Here is a 15,010-nt window from a genome sequence, read left to right as displayed (position 1 = left end):
AACGGAGAGTCAAATGGCCAAAGCAAAGTTTGAACGTAACAAGCCGCACTGCAACATCGGCACCATCGGTCACGTCGACCATGGCAAGACGTCGCTGACCGCGGCGATCACCAAGGTTCTCGCCGAAGCCGGCGGTGCGACGTTCACCGCGTACGACCAGATCGACAAGGCGCCGGAAGAGAAGGCGCGCGGCATCACCATCTCGACCGCGCACGTCGAGTACGAGACGCCGAACCGCCACTACGCCCACGTCGACTGCCCCGGCCACGCCGACTACGTCAAGAACATGATCACCGGCGCCGCCCAGATGGACGGTGCGATCCTGGTCGTGTCCGCCGCTGACGGCCCGATGCCGCAGACCCGCGAGCACATCCTGCTCGCCCGCCAGGTCGGCGTGCCCGCGCTGGTCGTGTTCCTCAACAAGTGCGACATGGTCGACGATCCGGAACTGCTCGAGCTCGTCGAGCTCGAAGTCCGCGAGCTGCTCTCGAAGTACGACTTCCCGGGCGACAAGATCCCGATCATCAAGGGTTCGGCGCTGGCCGCTCTCGAAGATTCCGACAAGAAGCTCGGCCACGACGCCATCCTCGAGCTGATGAAGAACGTCGACGAGTACATCCCGCAGCCGGAGCGTCCGATCGACCAGCCGTTCCTGATGCCGGTTGAAGACGTGTTCTCGATCTCGGGCCGCGGCACCGTCGTGACCGGCCGTGTCGAGCGCGGCATCGTCAAGGTCGGCGAGGAAATCGAGATCGTCGGTCTCCGTGCGACCCAGAAGACGACCGTCACCGGCGTCGAAATGTTCCGCAAGCTGCTCGATCAGGGCCAGGCTGGCGACAACATCGGTGCGCTGCTCCGCGGCACCAAGCGCGAAGACGTCGAGCGCGGCCAGGTGCTGTGCAAGCCGGGTTCGGTCAAGCCGCACACCAAGTTCAAGGCTGAGGCTTACATCCTCACCAAGGAAGAGGGCGGTCGCCACACCCCGTTCTTCACCAACTACCGTCCGCAGTTCTACTTCCGCACCACCGACGTGACCGGTGTCGTGCACCTGCCGGAAGGCACCGAGATGGTGATGCCGGGCGACAACATCGCGATGGAAGTGCACCTGATCGTGCCGATCGCGATGGAAGAGAAGCTCCGCTTCGCGATCCGCGAAGGTGGCCGCACCGTCGGCGCCGGCGTCGTCGCCTCGATCATCGAGTAACAAGCGAATAGGGAATGGTGAGTGGCGAATAGGGATTTCTATTCGCTACTCGCTACTCGCCACTCACTAAAGAAAGCACGGCAATGAACGGCCAAAACATTCGTATCCGTCTCAAGGCGTTCGACCATCGTATCCTCGATACGTCGACCCGCGAGATCGTGAACACGGCGAAGCGCACCGGCGCGCAGGTCCGCGGACCCATTCCGCTGCCCACCCGCATCGAGAAGTTCACCGTCAACCGTTCGCCCCACGTCGACAAGAAGAGCCGCGAGCAGTTCGAGATGCGCACTCACAAGCGCCTGCTCGACATCGTCGATCCGACCCCGCAGACCGTCGATGCTTTGATGAAGCTCGACCTGGCCGCCGGTGTCGACGTCGAGATCAAGCTCTAAGATTTTTGGATCCCGTTCGCTTAAAGCGGACAGAAAGAACAGGAAGCAAGCCGATGCGCTCCGGAGTGATCGCACAAAAGGTCGGGATGACGCGGGTCTTTACTGAGGCCGGCGAACATATCCCCGTGACCGTGCTGAAGCTCGGCAATTGCCAGGTCGTGGGCCACCGTACCGAAGAGAAGAACGGTTACGTGGCGCTCCAGCTTGGTTCTGGTGCCCGCAAGACCGTTTACATGCCCAAGGCGGAGCGCGGCCAGTTCGCGGTCGCCAAGGTCGAGCCGAAGCGCCGGGTCGAGGAATTCCGCGTCACCGCGGATGCCATGATCCCGGTCGGCGCCGAGATCCTGGCCGACCACTTCGTTGTCGGCCAGTTCGTCGACGTCACCGGCACCTCGGTCGGTAAGGGCTTCGCCGGCGGCATGAAGCGCTGGAACTTCGGCGGTCTGCGCGCCACCCACGGCGTCTCGGTCTCGCACCGCTCGATCGGTTCGACCGGTGGCCGTCAGGACCCCGGCAAGACCTGGAAGAACAAGAAGATGCCCGGCCACATGGGTGTCGACCGCATCACCACGCTCAACCTTCGCGTCGTTCAGCTCGATGTCGAGCGCGGCCTGATCCTCGTCGAAGGCGCCGTTCCCGGCTCCAAGGGCGGCTGGATCCGCGTGCGCGACGCCGTCAAGAAGCCGCTGCCGAAGGAAGCTCCGAAGCCCGGCAAGTTCAAGGTTGCCGGTGGCGAAGCCGAGGCTGCGGCCCAGCAGGAGGGTGCGTGAGATGGAATTGAAGGTCACCACCCTCGAAGGTAAGGAAGCCGGCTCGGTCCAGCTGTCCGACACCATTTTCGGCCTCGAGCCGCGCCAGGACATCATTGCGCGTTGCGTGCAGTGGCAGCTCAACAAGCGTCAGGCTGGCACGCACAAGGCCAAGGGCCGCGCCGAGATCTGGCGCACCGGCAAGAAGATGTACAAGCAGAAGGGCACCGGCGGTGCTCGTCACGGCTCGGCCCGCGTGCCGCAGTTCCGCGGCGGTGGCCGTGCCTTCGGTCCGGTGGTGCGTTCGCACGCCACCGACCTGCCGAAGAAGGTCCGTGCGCTGGCGCTGAAGCATGCGCTCTCGGCCAAGGCCAAGGACGGCGATCTCGTCGTGATCGAGAAGGCCGCGCTGGAAGCCGCCAAGACTAAGGCGCTGCTCGGTCACTTCTCGGGCCTGGGTCTGACCAACGCGCTGATCATCGACGGCGCCGAGCTCAACAACGGCTTCGCCGCTGCGGCTCGCAACATCCCGAACATGGACGTGCTGCCGATCCAGGGCATCAACGTCTACGACATCCTGCGCCGTCAGAAGCTCGTTCTGACCAAGGCCGCCATCGATGCGCTGGAGGCGCGCTTCAAATGACGAAGAACATCGAGGCTCGCCACTACGACGTGATCCTGTCGCCGGTCGTGACTGAAAAGGCAACGATCGCCTCGGAGCACAACAAGGTGCTGTTCAAGGTGGCCGCCAAGGCGACCAAGCCGCAGATCAAGGAAGCGATCGAGAAGCTGTTCGACGTCAAGGTCAAGAGCGTCAACACGCTGGTCCGCAAGGGCAAGACCAAGATCTTCCGCGGCAATCTCGGCTCGCAGTCGAACACCAAGCGCGCGATCGTGACCCTCGAAGAGGGCCACCGGATCGACGTCACCACCGGTCTGTAAGGTCGTACGACGATGGCACTGAAGACATTCAATCCTACGACGCCGGGCCAGCGCCAGCTGGTCATGGTCGATCGTTCGGCCCTCTACAAGGGCAAGCCGGTCAAGGCGCTCACCGAGGGCAAGCACTCCTCGGGCGGCCGCAACAACACCGGTCGCATCACCGTGCGTTTCCGTGGCGGTGGCCATAAGAAGACGCTGCGCACCGTGGATTTCAAGCGCGAGAAGATCGACGTCCCCGCGACGGTCGAGCGTCTCGAGTACGATCCGAACCGCACCGGCTTCATCGCGCTGATCAAGTATCAGGACGGCGAGCAGGCCTACATCCTGGCGCCGCAGCGCCTGGCCGTCGGTGACACCATCATCGCGGGCAACTACGTCGACGTGAAGCCGGGCAATGTCATGCCGCTCGGCAACATGCCGGTCGGCACGATCATCCACAACATCGAGGTCAAGATCGGGAAGGGCGGCCAGCTCGCCCGTTCGGCCGGCACCTACGCCCAGCTCGTCGGCCGCGATCAGGACTACGTGATCATCCGCCTGAACTCGGGCGAGCAGCGCCTGGTGCACGGCCGTTGCCGCGGCACGATCGGCGCGGTGTCGAACCCGGATCACATGAACACCTCGATCGGCAAGGCCGGTCGCAACCGTTGGCTGGGCCGCAAGCCGCACAACCGCGGTGTTTCGATGAACCCGATCGACCATCCGCACGGCGGTGGTGAAGGTCGTACCTCGGGCGGCCGCCACCCGGTCACCCCGTGGGGCAAGCCGACCAAGGGCAAGAAGACCCGCACCAACAAGTCGACCAACAAATTCATTCTCCTAAGCCGCCACAAGCGGAAGAAGTAAGGAACGCCGGACATGGTTCGTTCAGTCTGGAAAGGCCCGTTCGTCGAGGGTTCTCTGCTCAAGAAGGCAGATGCCGCCCGCGCGTCCGGCCGTCACGACGTCATCAAGATCTGGAGCCGTCGCTCGACGATCCTGCCGCAGTTCGTCGGCCTGACCTTCGGCGTCTACAACGGTCAGAAGCACGTGCCGGTGGCCGTCAACGAGGAAATGGTCGGTCACAAGTTCGGCGAGTTCTCGCCGACCCGGACCTTCCATGGCCACTCCGGCGACAAGAAAGCCAAGAAGGCTTGAGGATTAAACGATGAGCAAACCTAAGCGCGAACGGAGCCTCGCCGAAAACGAGGCCAAGGCGGTCGCCCGGATGCTGCGGGTGAGCCCGCAGAAGCTCAACCTGGTCGCCCAGCTCATTCGCGGCCGGAAGGCAGCTGCTGCGCTCGCCGATCTGCAGTTTTCGCGCAAGCGGATCGCGGTCGACGTGAAGAAGTGCCTGGAATCGGCTATCGCCAATGCCGAGAACAATCACGATCTCGACGTGGACGATCTCGTCGTGGCGCAGGCCTTCGTCGGCAATGGCCTCGTGATGAAGCGCTTCGCCGCCCGTGGCCGTGGCCGCTCGGGCCGTGTCTACAAACCATTTTCGCAGCTGACGATCATCGTTCGTCAGGTCGAAGCCGAAGCAGCCGCTTAAGGGCGCAGGAGAACACGATGGGTCAAAAGATCAATCCGATCGGTCTGCGTCTCGGCATCAACCGCACCTGGGATTCCCGCTGGTTCGCCGGCAAGCAGGAATACGGCAAGCTGCTGCACGAAGACGTCAAGATCCGTGAGATCCTGCACAAGGAGCTCAAGCAGGCGGCCGTCGCCCGCATCGTGATCGAGCGTCCGCACAAGAAGTGCCGCGTCACCATCCACTCGGCTCGTCCGGGCGTGGTGATCGGCAAGAAGGGCGCGGACATCGACAAGCTGCGCAAGAAGGTCGCGGACATCACTTCGTCCGACGTCGTCATCAACATCGTCGAAATCCGCAAGCCGGAGCTCGATGCGACGCTGGTGGCCGAGTCGATCGCGCAGCAGCTCGAGCGCCGCGTGGCGTTCCGCCGTGCCATGAAGCGCGCCGTTCAGTCGGCGATGCGTCTCGGCGCGGAAGGCATCCGCATCAACTGCTCGGGACGTCTGGGCGGTGCGGAAATCGCGCGCATGGAGTGGTACCGCGAAGGTCGCGTGCCGCTGCACACGCTGCGCGCCGACATCGACTACGGCGTTGCGACCGCGTTCACGACCTTCGGCACCTGCGGCGTCAAGGTCTGGATCTTCAAGGGCGAGATCCTCGAGCACGATCCGATGGCCCAGGACAAGAGAATGGCCGAAGGCGAGACGGGTGGCAGTGGTGATCGTGGTGGCCGTCAGCGCCGCGATACGGCTGCAGCCTAAAGCCGCACAGGAATTTGAGGGCTTAAAGCCATGATGCAACCTAAGAAAACGAAGTTCCGGAAGGCGCATAAGGGCCGCATCCACGGCGTTGCGTCTTCGGGCGCGACGTTGGCGTTCGGCCAGTTCGGCCTGAAGGCGACCGAGCCTGAGCGGGTCACCGCGCGCCAGATCGAAGCCGCTCGCCGCGCGCTGACCCGCCACATGAAGCGCGCCGGCCGCGTCTGGATCCGCGTGTTCCCCGACGTTCCGGTGTCGAAGAAGCCGGCCGAAGTCCGCATGGGCTCCGGCAAGGGTTCGCCGGAATTGTGGGTCGCGCGCGTGAAGCCGGGCCGGGTGCTGTTCGAGATCGACGGCGTCAACACCCAGACGGCGCGTGAGGCGCTGACCCTGGCGGCCGCCAAGCTGCCGATCAAGACGCGCTTCGTCGAGCGCATTGCGGAGTAATGGCCATGGCCCAGATGAAGATCGAAGACATCCGCGCGATGAGCCCCGACCAGCAGGACGATGCCGTCCTGAACCTGAAGAAGGAGCGCTTCAACCTGCGCTTCCAGCGCGCCACCGGGCAGCTCGAGAACACCTCGCGCCTGCGCGAGGCCCGCCGTGACATCGCCCGGATCAAGACCGTCGCCGCGCAGACGCGCGCGAAGAAGAAGTAAGAGGCTTACGAAGATGCCGAAACGTACTTTGCAGGGCGTGGTCGTCAGCGACAAGCAAGCCAAGACCATCGTGGTGCGCGTTGATCGCCGCTTCACGCACCCGATCTACAAGAAGACGATCCGCCGTTCGAAGAACTACCACGCGCACGACGAGAGCAACGAGTTCAAGCCGGGCGACATGGTGTGGATCGAGGAATCGAAGCCGATTTCGAAGTTGAAGCGCTGGGTCGTGATCCGGGGCGAACACAAGAAAAGCGCCTGATCTGTTGGCTTTAGCCGACTGACTTCAGGGAAATGTTGAGCGCCGGCTGGGCTGGCGCAAAGAGAAGAGGACGAGGTGCATCAATGATTCAGATGCAGACCAACCTCGACGTGGCCGACAATTCTGGCGCACGCCGTGTCATGTGTATCAAGGTGCTCGGGGGCTCCAAGCGCCGCTACGCCACGATCGGCGACATCATCGTCGTTTCGATCAAGGAAGCAATTCCGCGTGGCAAGGTGAAGAAGGGCGACGTGATGAAGGCCGTCGTGGTGCGCGTCCGCAAGGACATCCGCCGCGCCGACGGTTCGGTCATCCGCTTCGACCGCAACGCCGCCGTTCTGATCAACAACCAGTCCGAGCCGGTCGGCACCCGTATCTTCGGGCCCGTGCCGCGCGAGCTGCGCGCGAAGAACCACATGAAGATCATCTCGCTCGCGCCGGAGGTGCTGTGATGGCTGCCAAGATCCGCAAGGGCGACAAGGTCGTCGTGCTGACCGGCCGCGACAAGGGCCGTACCGGCGAAGTGTTCGAAGTGCGTCCCGACGCCGGCACGGCGCTGGTGCGCGGCATCAACATGGTCAAGCGTCACCAGAAGCAGACGCAGGCCCAGGAGGGCGGCATCATCTCGAAGGAGTCGCCGATCCAACTGTCCAACATCGCGTATGTCGGCAAGGACGGAAAGCCGACCCGCGTCGGATTCAAGATTCTGGCGGACGGCAAGAAGGTCCGCATCGCCAAGAGCTCGGGAGCTGAGATCGATGGCTGAGGCCGCTTACACGCCGCGCCTGCGCGCGGAATACGATGCGAAGATCCGCACGGCCATGACCGAGAAGTTCGGTTATGAGAACGTCATGCAGGTTCCGCGTCTGGACAAGGTCGTGCTGAACATGGGCGTTGGCGATTCCGTCAACGATCGCAAGAAGGCCGAGACCGCCGCTGCCGAGCTGACCCAGATCGCAGGCCAGAAGGCCATCGTGACCTATTCGCGTATCGCGATCGCGACCTTCAAGCTGCGTGAAAACCAGCCGATCGGCTGCAAGGTCACGCTGCGCAAGGCCCACATGTACGAGTTCATCGATCGCCTGGTGACGGTCGCGCTGCCGCGCGTCCGCGACTTCCGCGGCCTGAACCCGAAGAGCTTCGACGGCCGCGGCAACTACTCGCTCGGCATCAAGGAGCACATCATTTTCCCCGAGATCGACTTCGACAAGGTCACGGAAGCCCGCGGCATGGACATCACCGTCTGCACCACGGCCAAGACCGACGAAGAGGCGAGGGCCTTGTTGACCGCTTTCAATTTCCCGTTCCGGCAGTGAGACGCTGACCTAAAGCCTCTCAAACGCGGATACCCAGGAGCCAAGCATGGCAAAGAAGAGTTCAGTCGAGAAGAACAACCGGCGCAAGCGGATGGTGAAGAACGCCGCCGCCAAGCGCGAGCGGTTGAAGGCGATCATCGCCGACAAGAAGCTGCCGATGGAGGAGCGTTTCGCTGCGACGTTGAAGCTGGCGGAAATGCCGCGCAACTCGTCGGCAACCCGCATCCGCCTGCGTTGCGAGCTGTCGGGTCGCCCGCGCTCGAACTACCGCAAGAGCAAGCTGTCCCGTATCGCGCTGCGCGAACTTGGCTCCAAGGGCATGGTCCCGGGCCTCGTGAAGTCCAGCTGGTAAGGAGGGTCGTTTAGATGTCTACGCACGATCCAATCAGCGATCTGATCACCCGTATCCGCAACGCGCAGATGCGCTCCAAGACCAAGGTCTCCACGCCTGGCTCGAAGATGCGCGAGAACGTGCTCGAGGTCCTCAAGTCCGAGGGCTACATCCGCGGTTACGCCACGCTCGAGCATTCCTCGGGCCGCAGCGAGATCGAGATCGAGCTGAAGTATTTCGACGGCGAGCCCGTCATCCGCGAGATCGAACGTGTTTCCAAGCCCGGGCGTCGCGTCTACGCCTCGGTGAAGAACCTGCCGCGGGTCAACAACGGGCTCGGCATTTCGGTGTTGTCGACGCCGAAGGGGATCATGGCCGACCACAGCGCGCGCGACGCGAATGTGGGCGGTGAAGTCCTCTTCACGGTGTTCTGAGAAGGATTTTTGATCCATGTCACGTGTTGGCAAAAGGCCTGTGGCGGTGCCGTCGGGTGTTACCGCGACCGTCGATGGGCAGACCGTCAAGATGAAGGGGCCGAAGGGCCAGCTTCAGTTCGTCGTTCATGACGACGTCGAGGTGAAGCTCGAGAGCGGCCAGATCAAGGTCAAGCCGCGGCTCGAGACCAATCGCGCGCGCGCGCTCTATGGTACCGCTCGCGCCCAGGTCGCGAATCTGGTCGAAGGCGTCACCAAGGGCTTCGAGAAGAAGCTCGAGATCACCGGCGTCGGTTACCGCGCCGCGATGCAGGGCAAGAACCTGCAGCTCGCGCTCGGCTACAGCCACGACGTGATCTACACGATCCCCGAGGGGATCACGATCACCGTGCCGAAGCCGACCGAGATCACGGTGGCGGGCAGCGACATCCAGCGCGTCGGCCAGGTTGCGGCCGAGATCCGCGGTTATCGCCCGCCGGAGCCCTACAAGGGCAAGGGCGTGAAGTATGTTGGCGAATTCATCTTCCGCAAGGAAGGCAAGAAGAAGTAACGGAGCCGGTCATGTCCAAAGCCAAGGTTACCAATGCCCGGCGCAAGCGGAGTGTGCGGCTGAAGCTGCGCCGCTCCGGTGGTGGTCGTCCGCGTCTGTCGGTGTTCCGCTCGTCCAAGCACATCTACGCCCAGGTCATCGACGACCTCAAGGGCGAGACGCTGGCCTCTGCCTCGTCGCTCGAGAAGTCGATGCGCGACGGCGGCAAGACCGGCGCCGACATCGATGCAGCGAAGGCGGTCGGCAAGCTGCTGGCCGAGCGCGCCGCCGAGAAGGGCGTCAAGGAAGTCGTGTTCGATCGCGGCAGCTACCTCTACCACGGGCGCGTCAAGGCTCTTGCCGACGCGGCGCGTGAGAGCGGGCTGAGCTTCTAACAGAATTTGAGGATTGAGGCGCAAGCCTCTGAAGGATTGGAAAAATGGCAGAACGCGAACAACGTGGTGGACGCGATCAACGCGGCGGCGGCGGACGTGAACGCAGGGAGCGCGAGGAGCGCGACAGCGAGTTCGTCGACAAGCTCGTCCACATCAACCGCGTGGCCAAGGTCGTCAAGGGCGGCAAGCGCTTCGGTTTCGCAGCGCTGGTCGTGATCGGCGACCAGAAGGGCCGCGCCGGCTTCGGTCACGGCAAGGCGCGCGAAGTGCCGGAAGCGATCCGCAAGGCCACCGAGTCCGCCAAGCGCAACCTGACCCGCGTCTCGCTGCGCGAGGGCCGCACGCTCCATCACGACATCGCCGGCCGTCATGGCGCGGGCCGTGTCTACCTGCGTGCAGCTCCCGCCGGTACCGGCATCATCGCCGGCGGCCCGATGCGTGCCGTGTTCGAGACGCTCGGCGTCCAGGACGTGGTCGCCAAGTCGATCGGCTCGTCGAACCCCTACAACATGGTTCGCGCGACCTTCGACGCGCTGAAGCATCAGGATTCGCCGCGTTCGGTCGCAGCCCGCCGCAACATCAAGGTGTCCACTCTGCAGTCCCGCCGTATCGGTGGTGATGCCGAGGCGGCCGCCGACTAACGGAAGCTCTGGAGTAGACTCCCATGGCCAAGGCCAGCAAGACGATCAAGCTCGAGCAGACCGGCAGCGCGATCCGCCGCCATCACTCGCAGCGCTCGACGCTGATCGGGCTCAAGCTCAACAAGATCGGTCGCACCAGCGAACTGCAGGACACCCCGGCGGTCCGTGGCATGATCGAGAAGGTTCACCATCTCGTCCGCATCGTCGACGAGAAGTAAATAAGGAGAAGGGCGATGAAGCTCAGCGATATCGCCGACAACGCCGGCTCGCGCAAGAAGCGCATGCGCGTCGGCCGTGGCATCGGTTCGGGCAAGGGCAAGCAATCCGGCCGCGGCGGCAAGGGTCAGACCGCGCGTTCCGGCGTGCGCATCAAGGGTTTCGAAGGCGGCCAGATGCCGATGCATCGCCGTCTGCCCAAGCGCGGCTTCAACAACATCTTCCGTGTCGAGTTCGCCGAGATCAATCTCGACCGGCTCCAGGAAGCGGTCGACGCCAAGAAGATCGACGCCGGCAGCGTCGTGAACGTCGAGGCCCTGGTGAAGGGCGGCGTGCTGCGCCGCGCCAAGGCCGGCCTGCGGCTGCTCGGCCGTGGCGAGCTCAAGTCCAAGCTCAACATCGAAGTCCACGGCGCCACCAAGACCGCGATCGCCGCGGTCGAGAAGGCCGGCGGCTCGGTGAAGATCCTCGCCCCTGCCAAGGAAGAAGGCGAGGCGGCGTAACAACTGCGTCATTGGCCCGCGGCTAGCGGGCCTTTACGCGTGCGGGACGTGGACTTATCGAAGCCGAGCCCCAGATAATGTCCGGTGTCCGGTATAATGTAGCCCGGCCGCGGGCATGACGGCGCAATAGGCGGCGGGAGAAAGTCCAAGATGGCCTCTGCAGCGGAACAACTGGCAGCCAATCTCAATTTCGGTGCGTTTGCCAAGGCTGACGAACTGAAGAAGCGCATCTGGTTCACCCTGGGTGCGCTGCTCGTTTATCGGCTCGGGACCTACATCCCGCTCCCCGGCATCGATCCCAATATCTGGGAGCAGGTGTTCCGCTCGCAGGCGGGCGGCATCCTCGGCATGTTCAACATGTTCGCCGGCGGCGGCATCCACCGCATGGCGATCTTCGCGCTGAACATCATGCCGTATATCTCGGCCTCGATCATCATCCAGCTCCTCACCACCGTCTCGCCGCAACTCGAGGCGCTGAAGAAGGAAGGCGAGTCCGGCCGCAAGCTGCTGAACCAGTACACCCGCTATCTCACGGTGATCCTGGCCGCGTTCCAGTCCTACGGCATCGCGGTAGGCCTAGAGGGCGCCGGCAACGTCGTCAGCGACCCCGGCCTGTTCTTCCGCCTGTCCACCGCGATCACGCTGACCGGCGGCACCATGTTCCTGATGTGGCTGGGCGAGCAGATCACCTCGCGCGGCATCGGCAACGGCATCTCGCTGATCATTCTCGCCGGTATCGTCGCCGAGCTGCCCGCCGCGCTCGCCAACATGCTCGAGCTCGGCCGTCAGGGCGCGATGTCGACCGGCCTGATCCTGGTCGTCATCATCATGGCGGTCGCCGTGATTGCCTTCATCGTGTTCATGGAGCGGGCGCAGCGCCGTCTCCTGATCCAGTATCCGAAGCGCCAGGTCGGCAACAAGATGTTCGAGGGCCAGTCCTCGCATCTGCCGCTCAAGCTCAACACCTCAGGCGTGATCCCGCCGATCTTTGCGTCCTCGCTGCTGCTGCTGCCGACGACGGTTGCGAACTTCAACGCGGGCAGCGGGCCGGAATGGTTCCAGTGGATTACGACCCAGCTCGGCCACGGTCGTCCGCTCTTCCTGATCATGTACCTGGCGCTGATCGTGTTCTTCGCCTTCTTCTACACCGCGATCGTGTTCAACCCGACCGAGACCGCGGACAATCTGAAGAAGCACGGCGGTTTCATTCCGGGCATCCGTCCCGGCGAGCGCACTGCGGAATATATCGACTACGTGCTCTCGCGTATCACCGTGCTTGGTGCGATTTATCTCGCGATCGTCTGCTTGATCCCGGAGATCCTGATCTCCTACGCCTCGGTGCCGTTCTACTTCGGCGGTACCTCACTGCTGATCGTGGTCAGCGTCACCATGGACACGGTGGCGCAGGTTCAGGGCTATCTGCTGGCGCACCAGTATGAAGGCCTGATCCGCAAGTCGAAGCTGCGCGGCCGCCGTAGATGAGCAGGGAGCTCGCGCGCCGAATCGCTTTCACGATCGGCGCGCTGCTCCTCTTCAGGCTCGGCACCCAGATTCCGGTCGCGGGTGTCGCGGTGCATGGCGGGTTCGCGGCAAACAAGATCGCCCCGCTTTCGATCTTCTCGCTGTCCCTGTTTCCTTATCTGACTGCCGCAATTCTTGTTCAGCTCGTCGCTGTGGTGTGGCGAAGGCTGAGGGCGCTCGAACGATCGGGCGAGGCCGGTCGGCGCAAGCTGGCGCGTATCACCCTGATCCTGACGCTGCTCCTTGCTACGTTTCAGGCCTTTGGCATCGCCTCGACCATGCGGCAAATGCCGGGACTTGTCGTCCATCCCGGCGACTGGTTCGTCTTGAGCGCCACGGTCTCGCTCGTCGGCGGCGTGTTCGTTCTGATCTGGCTCAGTGAGCAGATCACGCGTCGCGGAATCGGCAATGGCCTCGCGCTCGTCCTAACCGTCAGCATCGTGGCTTCGCTGCCGTCCGATGTTGCGACCCTCCTCACCCAGCTGCGACGAGGAGCGATCTCCGGCAATGTTCTGGCGAGCAACGCGGTCTTCCTGATCGTGGTGGTCGCGCTGATCGTCTTCGTCGAGCGCGCGCGGCGTAACCTTCCGGTGCAGTTTGCCGCGCGCCGCGTCGGGGAGCGCTCGCTGCCTTCGCGTTCGGCGGTGCTGCCGCTCAAGATCAACAGCGCCGGTTACCTGTTGCCCGCGACCGTCGCGCCCTGGGCGATCTCGCTGCCAGTGATTTTTGCCGGCTTCATCTTCGGTGCCGATGACGGATCCTGGGTCGAAACCATCAGCGCGCATCTTCACTTCGGCGAGAAGGCTCACATCGTTTTCGGATCGATCGCGGTATTCGCGCTCGCCTTCGTCTACACGGCCTTTGTCATCGATCCCGATCATGCCGCCGAATCGCTTGCCCGGCAGGGCGGCGTGATTCCCGGCGTCACGCCGGGCGAGGCAACAGCTAGCTATCTCGACCGCGTGGTGTCGCTGACCACCGTGATCGGCGCCAGCTACCTGACTGCGCTTTCGTTGATTCCCGAGGTGTTCTTGGCCTACGGGAATGCGCTAGTTTATAAAATGGGTGGTGGTGCGGCGCTGATTGTGGTTTGCACTATTCTCGATCTTCAAACACAGGTGCGCGAGGTATCGCTCACCAATCCGGGGGGCGTACGCCGATGAGAATTATACTTCTGGGACCGCCGGGGTCGGGCAAGGGGACCCAGGCGCAGCTCTTGGTGCAGCGTTATGGCATCGTCCAGCTCTCGACCGGCGAGATGCTGCGTGCCGCGGTTGCGGCCGGTACGCCAGTCGGGCTGAAGGCCAAGGAGATCATGGCCAGCGGTGCTCTCGTGCCCGACGAGGTCGTGGTCGGAATCATCTCGGATCGGATCGACCAGCCGGATGCCCGCAACGGCTTCATCCTCGACGGTTTCCCGCGCACCGTGCCGCAGGCCGAGGCGCTGGACGAGTTGCTCAAGCACAAGCACCTCAAGCTCGACGCCGTGATCGAGCTCCGCGTCAACGAGAGCGCGCTCCTGAACCGTGTCGAGACCCGCGTCGCCCAGATGCGTGAGCGCGGGGAGGAGGTCCGACTCGACGACACCCCGGAGGTTCTGACCAAGCGGTTAGCCAATTACCGCAACCAGACGGAACCGCTGATTCACTACTATTCCGAGCGGCGGAAGCTCTCGACCATCGACGGTATGATGGCCATCGACGAGGTCACCCGCGCCATCCATCGCCAGCTCCTGGCGCTGGGGGCGGTCGAGCCCAAGACCCACGCCAAAAGCGCAGCCAAGGCGGGCCCGGCCAAGAAGGCCAAGGCGAGCAAGACGGCCAGGAAAACAGCCCAAAAACCGGCCAAAACGACCAAAAAACCCGCCAAATCGGCCAAAAAGGCCGCCAAGACGGCGGTGAGGGGTCCCAAGAAGACGGCCAAGAAAGCCGGCAAGAAGGCCGCTGGGAAGACCGTCAAGAAAGCGACGAAAAAGGCAGCCCAAAAGACCGCCAAGAAAGCTGTCAAAAAGGGTGCCAGAAAGGCCGCAAAAAAGGTCACGAAAAAGCGAGCTAAGCGCTAGCGGCGGTTGACGAAAGCCCCTGGAATCCCCTAATAAGCCCCGCATCCAAGTCGGATAGTTTCAAACGATGCCGGGCCCCAGGAAGACCAGGGGTGGGCGTCGTGTTCGCGTTTGTGAACACCTGCCCGAGAAACCAAGCACTTAAAGACCGATTCCTGACGAGGGATCGGCAACAGGAGAGAAGGCCGTGGCCCGTATTGCCGGCGTGAACATCCCGACCAACAAGCGCGTGCTGATCGCGCTCCAGTACATCCATGGCATCGGCCAGAAGATCGCCGGTGAGATCCTGGAGAAGGTGAAGATCCCCGTGGATCGTCGCGTCAATCAGCTGAGCGACGCCGAAGTGCTCCAGATCCGCGAAGTGATCGACCGCGACTATCTCGTCGAGGGCGATCTGCGTCGTGAGGTCGGCATCAACATCAAGCGTCTGATGGACCTCGGCTGCTATCGCGGCCTGCGTCATCGTCGCGGCCTGCCGGTGCGCGGCCAGCGTACCCACACCAATGCGCGCACGCGCAAGGGTCCGGCCAAGGCCATCGCCGGCAAGAAGAAGTAAGTTTTCGAATCCAATCGCGGCGTG

At 63.3% G+C, this 15,010-nt stretch carries 26 protein-coding genes; all 26 read left to right on the top strand.

Going from position 1 to position 15,010, the window contains the following annotated elements; translation table 11 throughout:
• The first annotated feature begins 13 nt into the window (after positions 1-13).
• Positions 14-1,204, top strand: a complete 1,191-nt coding sequence (tuf, locus tag BM190_RS25940; protein ID WP_008136415.1) for an elongation factor Tu — start codon at positions 14-16, stop codon at positions 1,202-1,204.
• Positions 1,205-1,287: 83 nt separating this feature from the next.
• Positions 1,288-1,596 (top strand): 30S ribosomal protein S10, encoded by a 309-nt coding sequence (gene rpsJ, locus BM190_RS25935; protein ID WP_002712302.1) that lies wholly within the window; start codon positions 1,288-1,290, stop codon positions 1,594-1,596.
• A gap of 53 nt (positions 1,597-1,649) precedes the next feature.
• Positions 1,650-2,366: a 50S ribosomal protein L3 gene (gene rplC, locus BM190_RS25930; RefSeq protein WP_018322262.1), complete on the top strand. Its 717-nt coding sequence runs from the start codon at positions 1,650-1,652 to the stop codon at positions 2,364-2,366.
• A 1-nt stretch (position 2,367) separates the two neighbouring features.
• Positions 2,368-2,988, top strand: coding sequence for a 50S ribosomal protein L4 (gene rplD, locus BM190_RS25925; protein WP_020508797.1), 621 nt, complete (start codon positions 2,368-2,370; stop codon positions 2,986-2,988).
• Complete coding sequence (locus BM190_RS25920) at positions 2,985-3,287, top strand: 50S ribosomal protein L23 (RefSeq protein WP_018322264.1); 303 nt, start codon at positions 2,985-2,987, stop codon at positions 3,285-3,287. Before rplD ends, BM190_RS25920 begins: the two co-directional genes overlap by 4 nt.
• Positions 3,288-3,299: 12 nt before the next feature.
• Positions 3,300-4,133 carry a 50S ribosomal protein L2 gene (gene rplB / locus BM190_RS25915; protein WP_018322265.1) on the top strand — a complete coding sequence of 278 codons (834 nt, stop codon included), beginning with the start codon at positions 3,300-3,302 and terminating at the stop codon, positions 4,131-4,133.
• A gap of 12 nt (positions 4,134-4,145) precedes the next feature.
• On the top strand, positions 4,146-4,424 hold the full coding sequence (rpsS, locus tag BM190_RS25910) for a 30S ribosomal protein S19 (RefSeq protein ID WP_008136357.1): 279 nt from the start codon (positions 4,146-4,148) through the stop codon (positions 4,422-4,424).
• A gap of 10 nt (positions 4,425-4,434) precedes the next feature.
• The gene (gene rplV, locus BM190_RS25905; RefSeq protein ID WP_008136353.1) at positions 4,435-4,821 is read left to right on the top strand and encodes a 50S ribosomal protein L22; all 387 of its coding nucleotides are present in this window, start codon (positions 4,435-4,437) and stop codon (positions 4,819-4,821) included.
• A gap of 17 nt (positions 4,822-4,838) precedes the next feature.
• Positions 4,839-5,564 carry a 30S ribosomal protein S3 gene (gene rpsC / locus BM190_RS25900; protein ID WP_014494500.1) on the top strand — a complete coding sequence of 242 codons (726 nt, stop codon included), beginning with the start codon at positions 4,839-4,841 and terminating at the stop codon, positions 5,562-5,564.
• 30 nt (positions 5,565-5,594) lie between these two features.
• Positions 5,595-6,008: a 50S ribosomal protein L16 gene (rplP, locus tag BM190_RS25895; RefSeq protein ID WP_008136349.1), complete on the top strand. Its 414-nt coding sequence runs from the start codon at positions 5,595-5,597 to the stop codon at positions 6,006-6,008.
• A gap of 5 nt (positions 6,009-6,013) precedes the next feature.
• Positions 6,014-6,220 carry a 50S ribosomal protein L29 gene (gene rpmC, locus BM190_RS25890; protein WP_026202715.1) on the top strand — a complete coding sequence of 69 codons (207 nt, stop codon included), beginning with the start codon at positions 6,014-6,016 and terminating at the stop codon, positions 6,218-6,220.
• Positions 6,221-6,233: 13 nt separating this feature from the next.
• On the top strand, positions 6,234-6,482 hold the full coding sequence (rpsQ, locus tag BM190_RS25885) for a 30S ribosomal protein S17 (RefSeq protein WP_007603028.1): 249 nt from the start codon (positions 6,234-6,236) through the stop codon (positions 6,480-6,482).
• Positions 6,483-6,565: 83 nt separating this feature from the next.
• Positions 6,566-6,934, top strand: a complete 369-nt coding sequence (gene rplN, locus BM190_RS25880) for a 50S ribosomal protein L14 (RefSeq protein WP_007603030.1) — start codon at positions 6,566-6,568, stop codon at positions 6,932-6,934.
• Positions 6,934-7,248, top strand: coding sequence for a 50S ribosomal protein L24 (rplX, locus tag BM190_RS25875; protein WP_007603031.1), 315 nt, complete (start codon positions 6,934-6,936; stop codon positions 7,246-7,248). The genes rplN and rplX overlap by 1 nt, the downstream gene beginning before the upstream one ends.
• Positions 7,241-7,798 carry a 50S ribosomal protein L5 gene (gene rplE, locus BM190_RS25870; protein ID WP_018322267.1) on the top strand — a complete coding sequence of 186 codons (558 nt, stop codon included), beginning with the start codon at positions 7,241-7,243 and terminating at the stop codon, positions 7,796-7,798. Before rplX ends, rplE begins: the two co-directional genes overlap by 8 nt.
• A 46-nt stretch (positions 7,799-7,844) precedes the next feature.
• The gene (gene rpsN, locus BM190_RS25865; protein ID WP_092260219.1) at positions 7,845-8,150 is read left to right on the top strand and encodes a 30S ribosomal protein S14; all 306 of its coding nucleotides are present in this window, start codon (positions 7,845-7,847) and stop codon (positions 8,148-8,150) included.
• A gap of 14 nt (positions 8,151-8,164) precedes the next feature.
• Positions 8,165-8,563 carry a 30S ribosomal protein S8 gene (rpsH, locus tag BM190_RS25860; protein ID WP_018322269.1) on the top strand — a complete coding sequence of 133 codons (399 nt, stop codon included), beginning with the start codon at positions 8,165-8,167 and terminating at the stop codon, positions 8,561-8,563.
• A gap of 16 nt (positions 8,564-8,579) precedes the next feature.
• On the top strand, positions 8,580-9,113 hold the full coding sequence (gene rplF, locus BM190_RS25855) for a 50S ribosomal protein L6 (protein WP_018322270.1): 534 nt from the start codon (positions 8,580-8,582) through the stop codon (positions 9,111-9,113).
• A gap of 11 nt (positions 9,114-9,124) precedes the next feature.
• Positions 9,125-9,487, top strand: a complete 363-nt coding sequence (gene rplR / locus BM190_RS25850) for a 50S ribosomal protein L18 (RefSeq protein WP_007603036.1) — start codon at positions 9,125-9,127, stop codon at positions 9,485-9,487.
• 44 nt (positions 9,488-9,531) lie between these two features.
• Positions 9,532-10,128, top strand: a complete 597-nt coding sequence (gene rpsE, locus BM190_RS25845; RefSeq protein ID WP_018322271.1) for a 30S ribosomal protein S5 — start codon at positions 9,532-9,534, stop codon at positions 10,126-10,128.
• A gap of 23 nt (positions 10,129-10,151) precedes the next feature.
• Positions 10,152-10,346 carry a 50S ribosomal protein L30 gene (rpmD, locus tag BM190_RS25840; RefSeq protein WP_018322272.1) on the top strand — a complete coding sequence of 65 codons (195 nt, stop codon included), beginning with the start codon at positions 10,152-10,154 and terminating at the stop codon, positions 10,344-10,346.
• Between the two features lie 15 nt (positions 10,347-10,361).
• Entirely contained in the window at positions 10,362-10,847 is a 486-nt protein-coding gene (rplO, locus tag BM190_RS25835; protein ID WP_018322273.1) for a 50S ribosomal protein L15, read from the top strand.
• A 150-nt stretch (positions 10,848-10,997) separates the two neighbouring features.
• Positions 10,998-12,329 carry a preprotein translocase subunit SecY gene (secY, locus tag BM190_RS25830; protein ID WP_018322274.1) on the top strand — a complete coding sequence of 444 codons (1,332 nt, stop codon included), beginning with the start codon at positions 10,998-11,000 and terminating at the stop codon, positions 12,327-12,329.
• Positions 12,326-13,531 (top strand): preprotein translocase subunit SecY, encoded by a 1,206-nt coding sequence (locus BM190_RS25825; protein WP_092260217.1) that lies wholly within the window; start codon positions 12,326-12,328, stop codon positions 13,529-13,531. The genes secY and BM190_RS25825 overlap by 4 nt, the downstream gene beginning before the upstream one ends.
• Positions 13,528-14,430 carry an adenylate kinase gene (locus BM190_RS25820; RefSeq protein ID WP_092260215.1) on the top strand — a complete coding sequence of 301 codons (903 nt, stop codon included), beginning with the start codon at positions 13,528-13,530 and terminating at the stop codon, positions 14,428-14,430. The genes BM190_RS25825 and BM190_RS25820 overlap by 4 nt, the downstream gene beginning before the upstream one ends.
• 187 nt (positions 14,431-14,617) lie before the next feature.
• Positions 14,618-14,986 carry a 30S ribosomal protein S13 gene (rpsM, locus tag BM190_RS25815; RefSeq protein ID WP_008549231.1) on the top strand — a complete coding sequence of 123 codons (369 nt, stop codon included), beginning with the start codon at positions 14,618-14,620 and terminating at the stop codon, positions 14,984-14,986.
• The last annotated feature ends 24 nt before the right edge of the window (positions 14,987-15,010 follow it).

Source organism: Bradyrhizobium sp. Rc3b (assembly GCF_900114915.1).
GTDB lineage: Bacteria > Pseudomonadota > Alphaproteobacteria > Rhizobiales > Xanthobacteraceae > Bradyrhizobium.
Note: the sequence above shows the minus strand (reverse complement) of the source record. Positions and strands in the feature narration are given on the sequence as shown.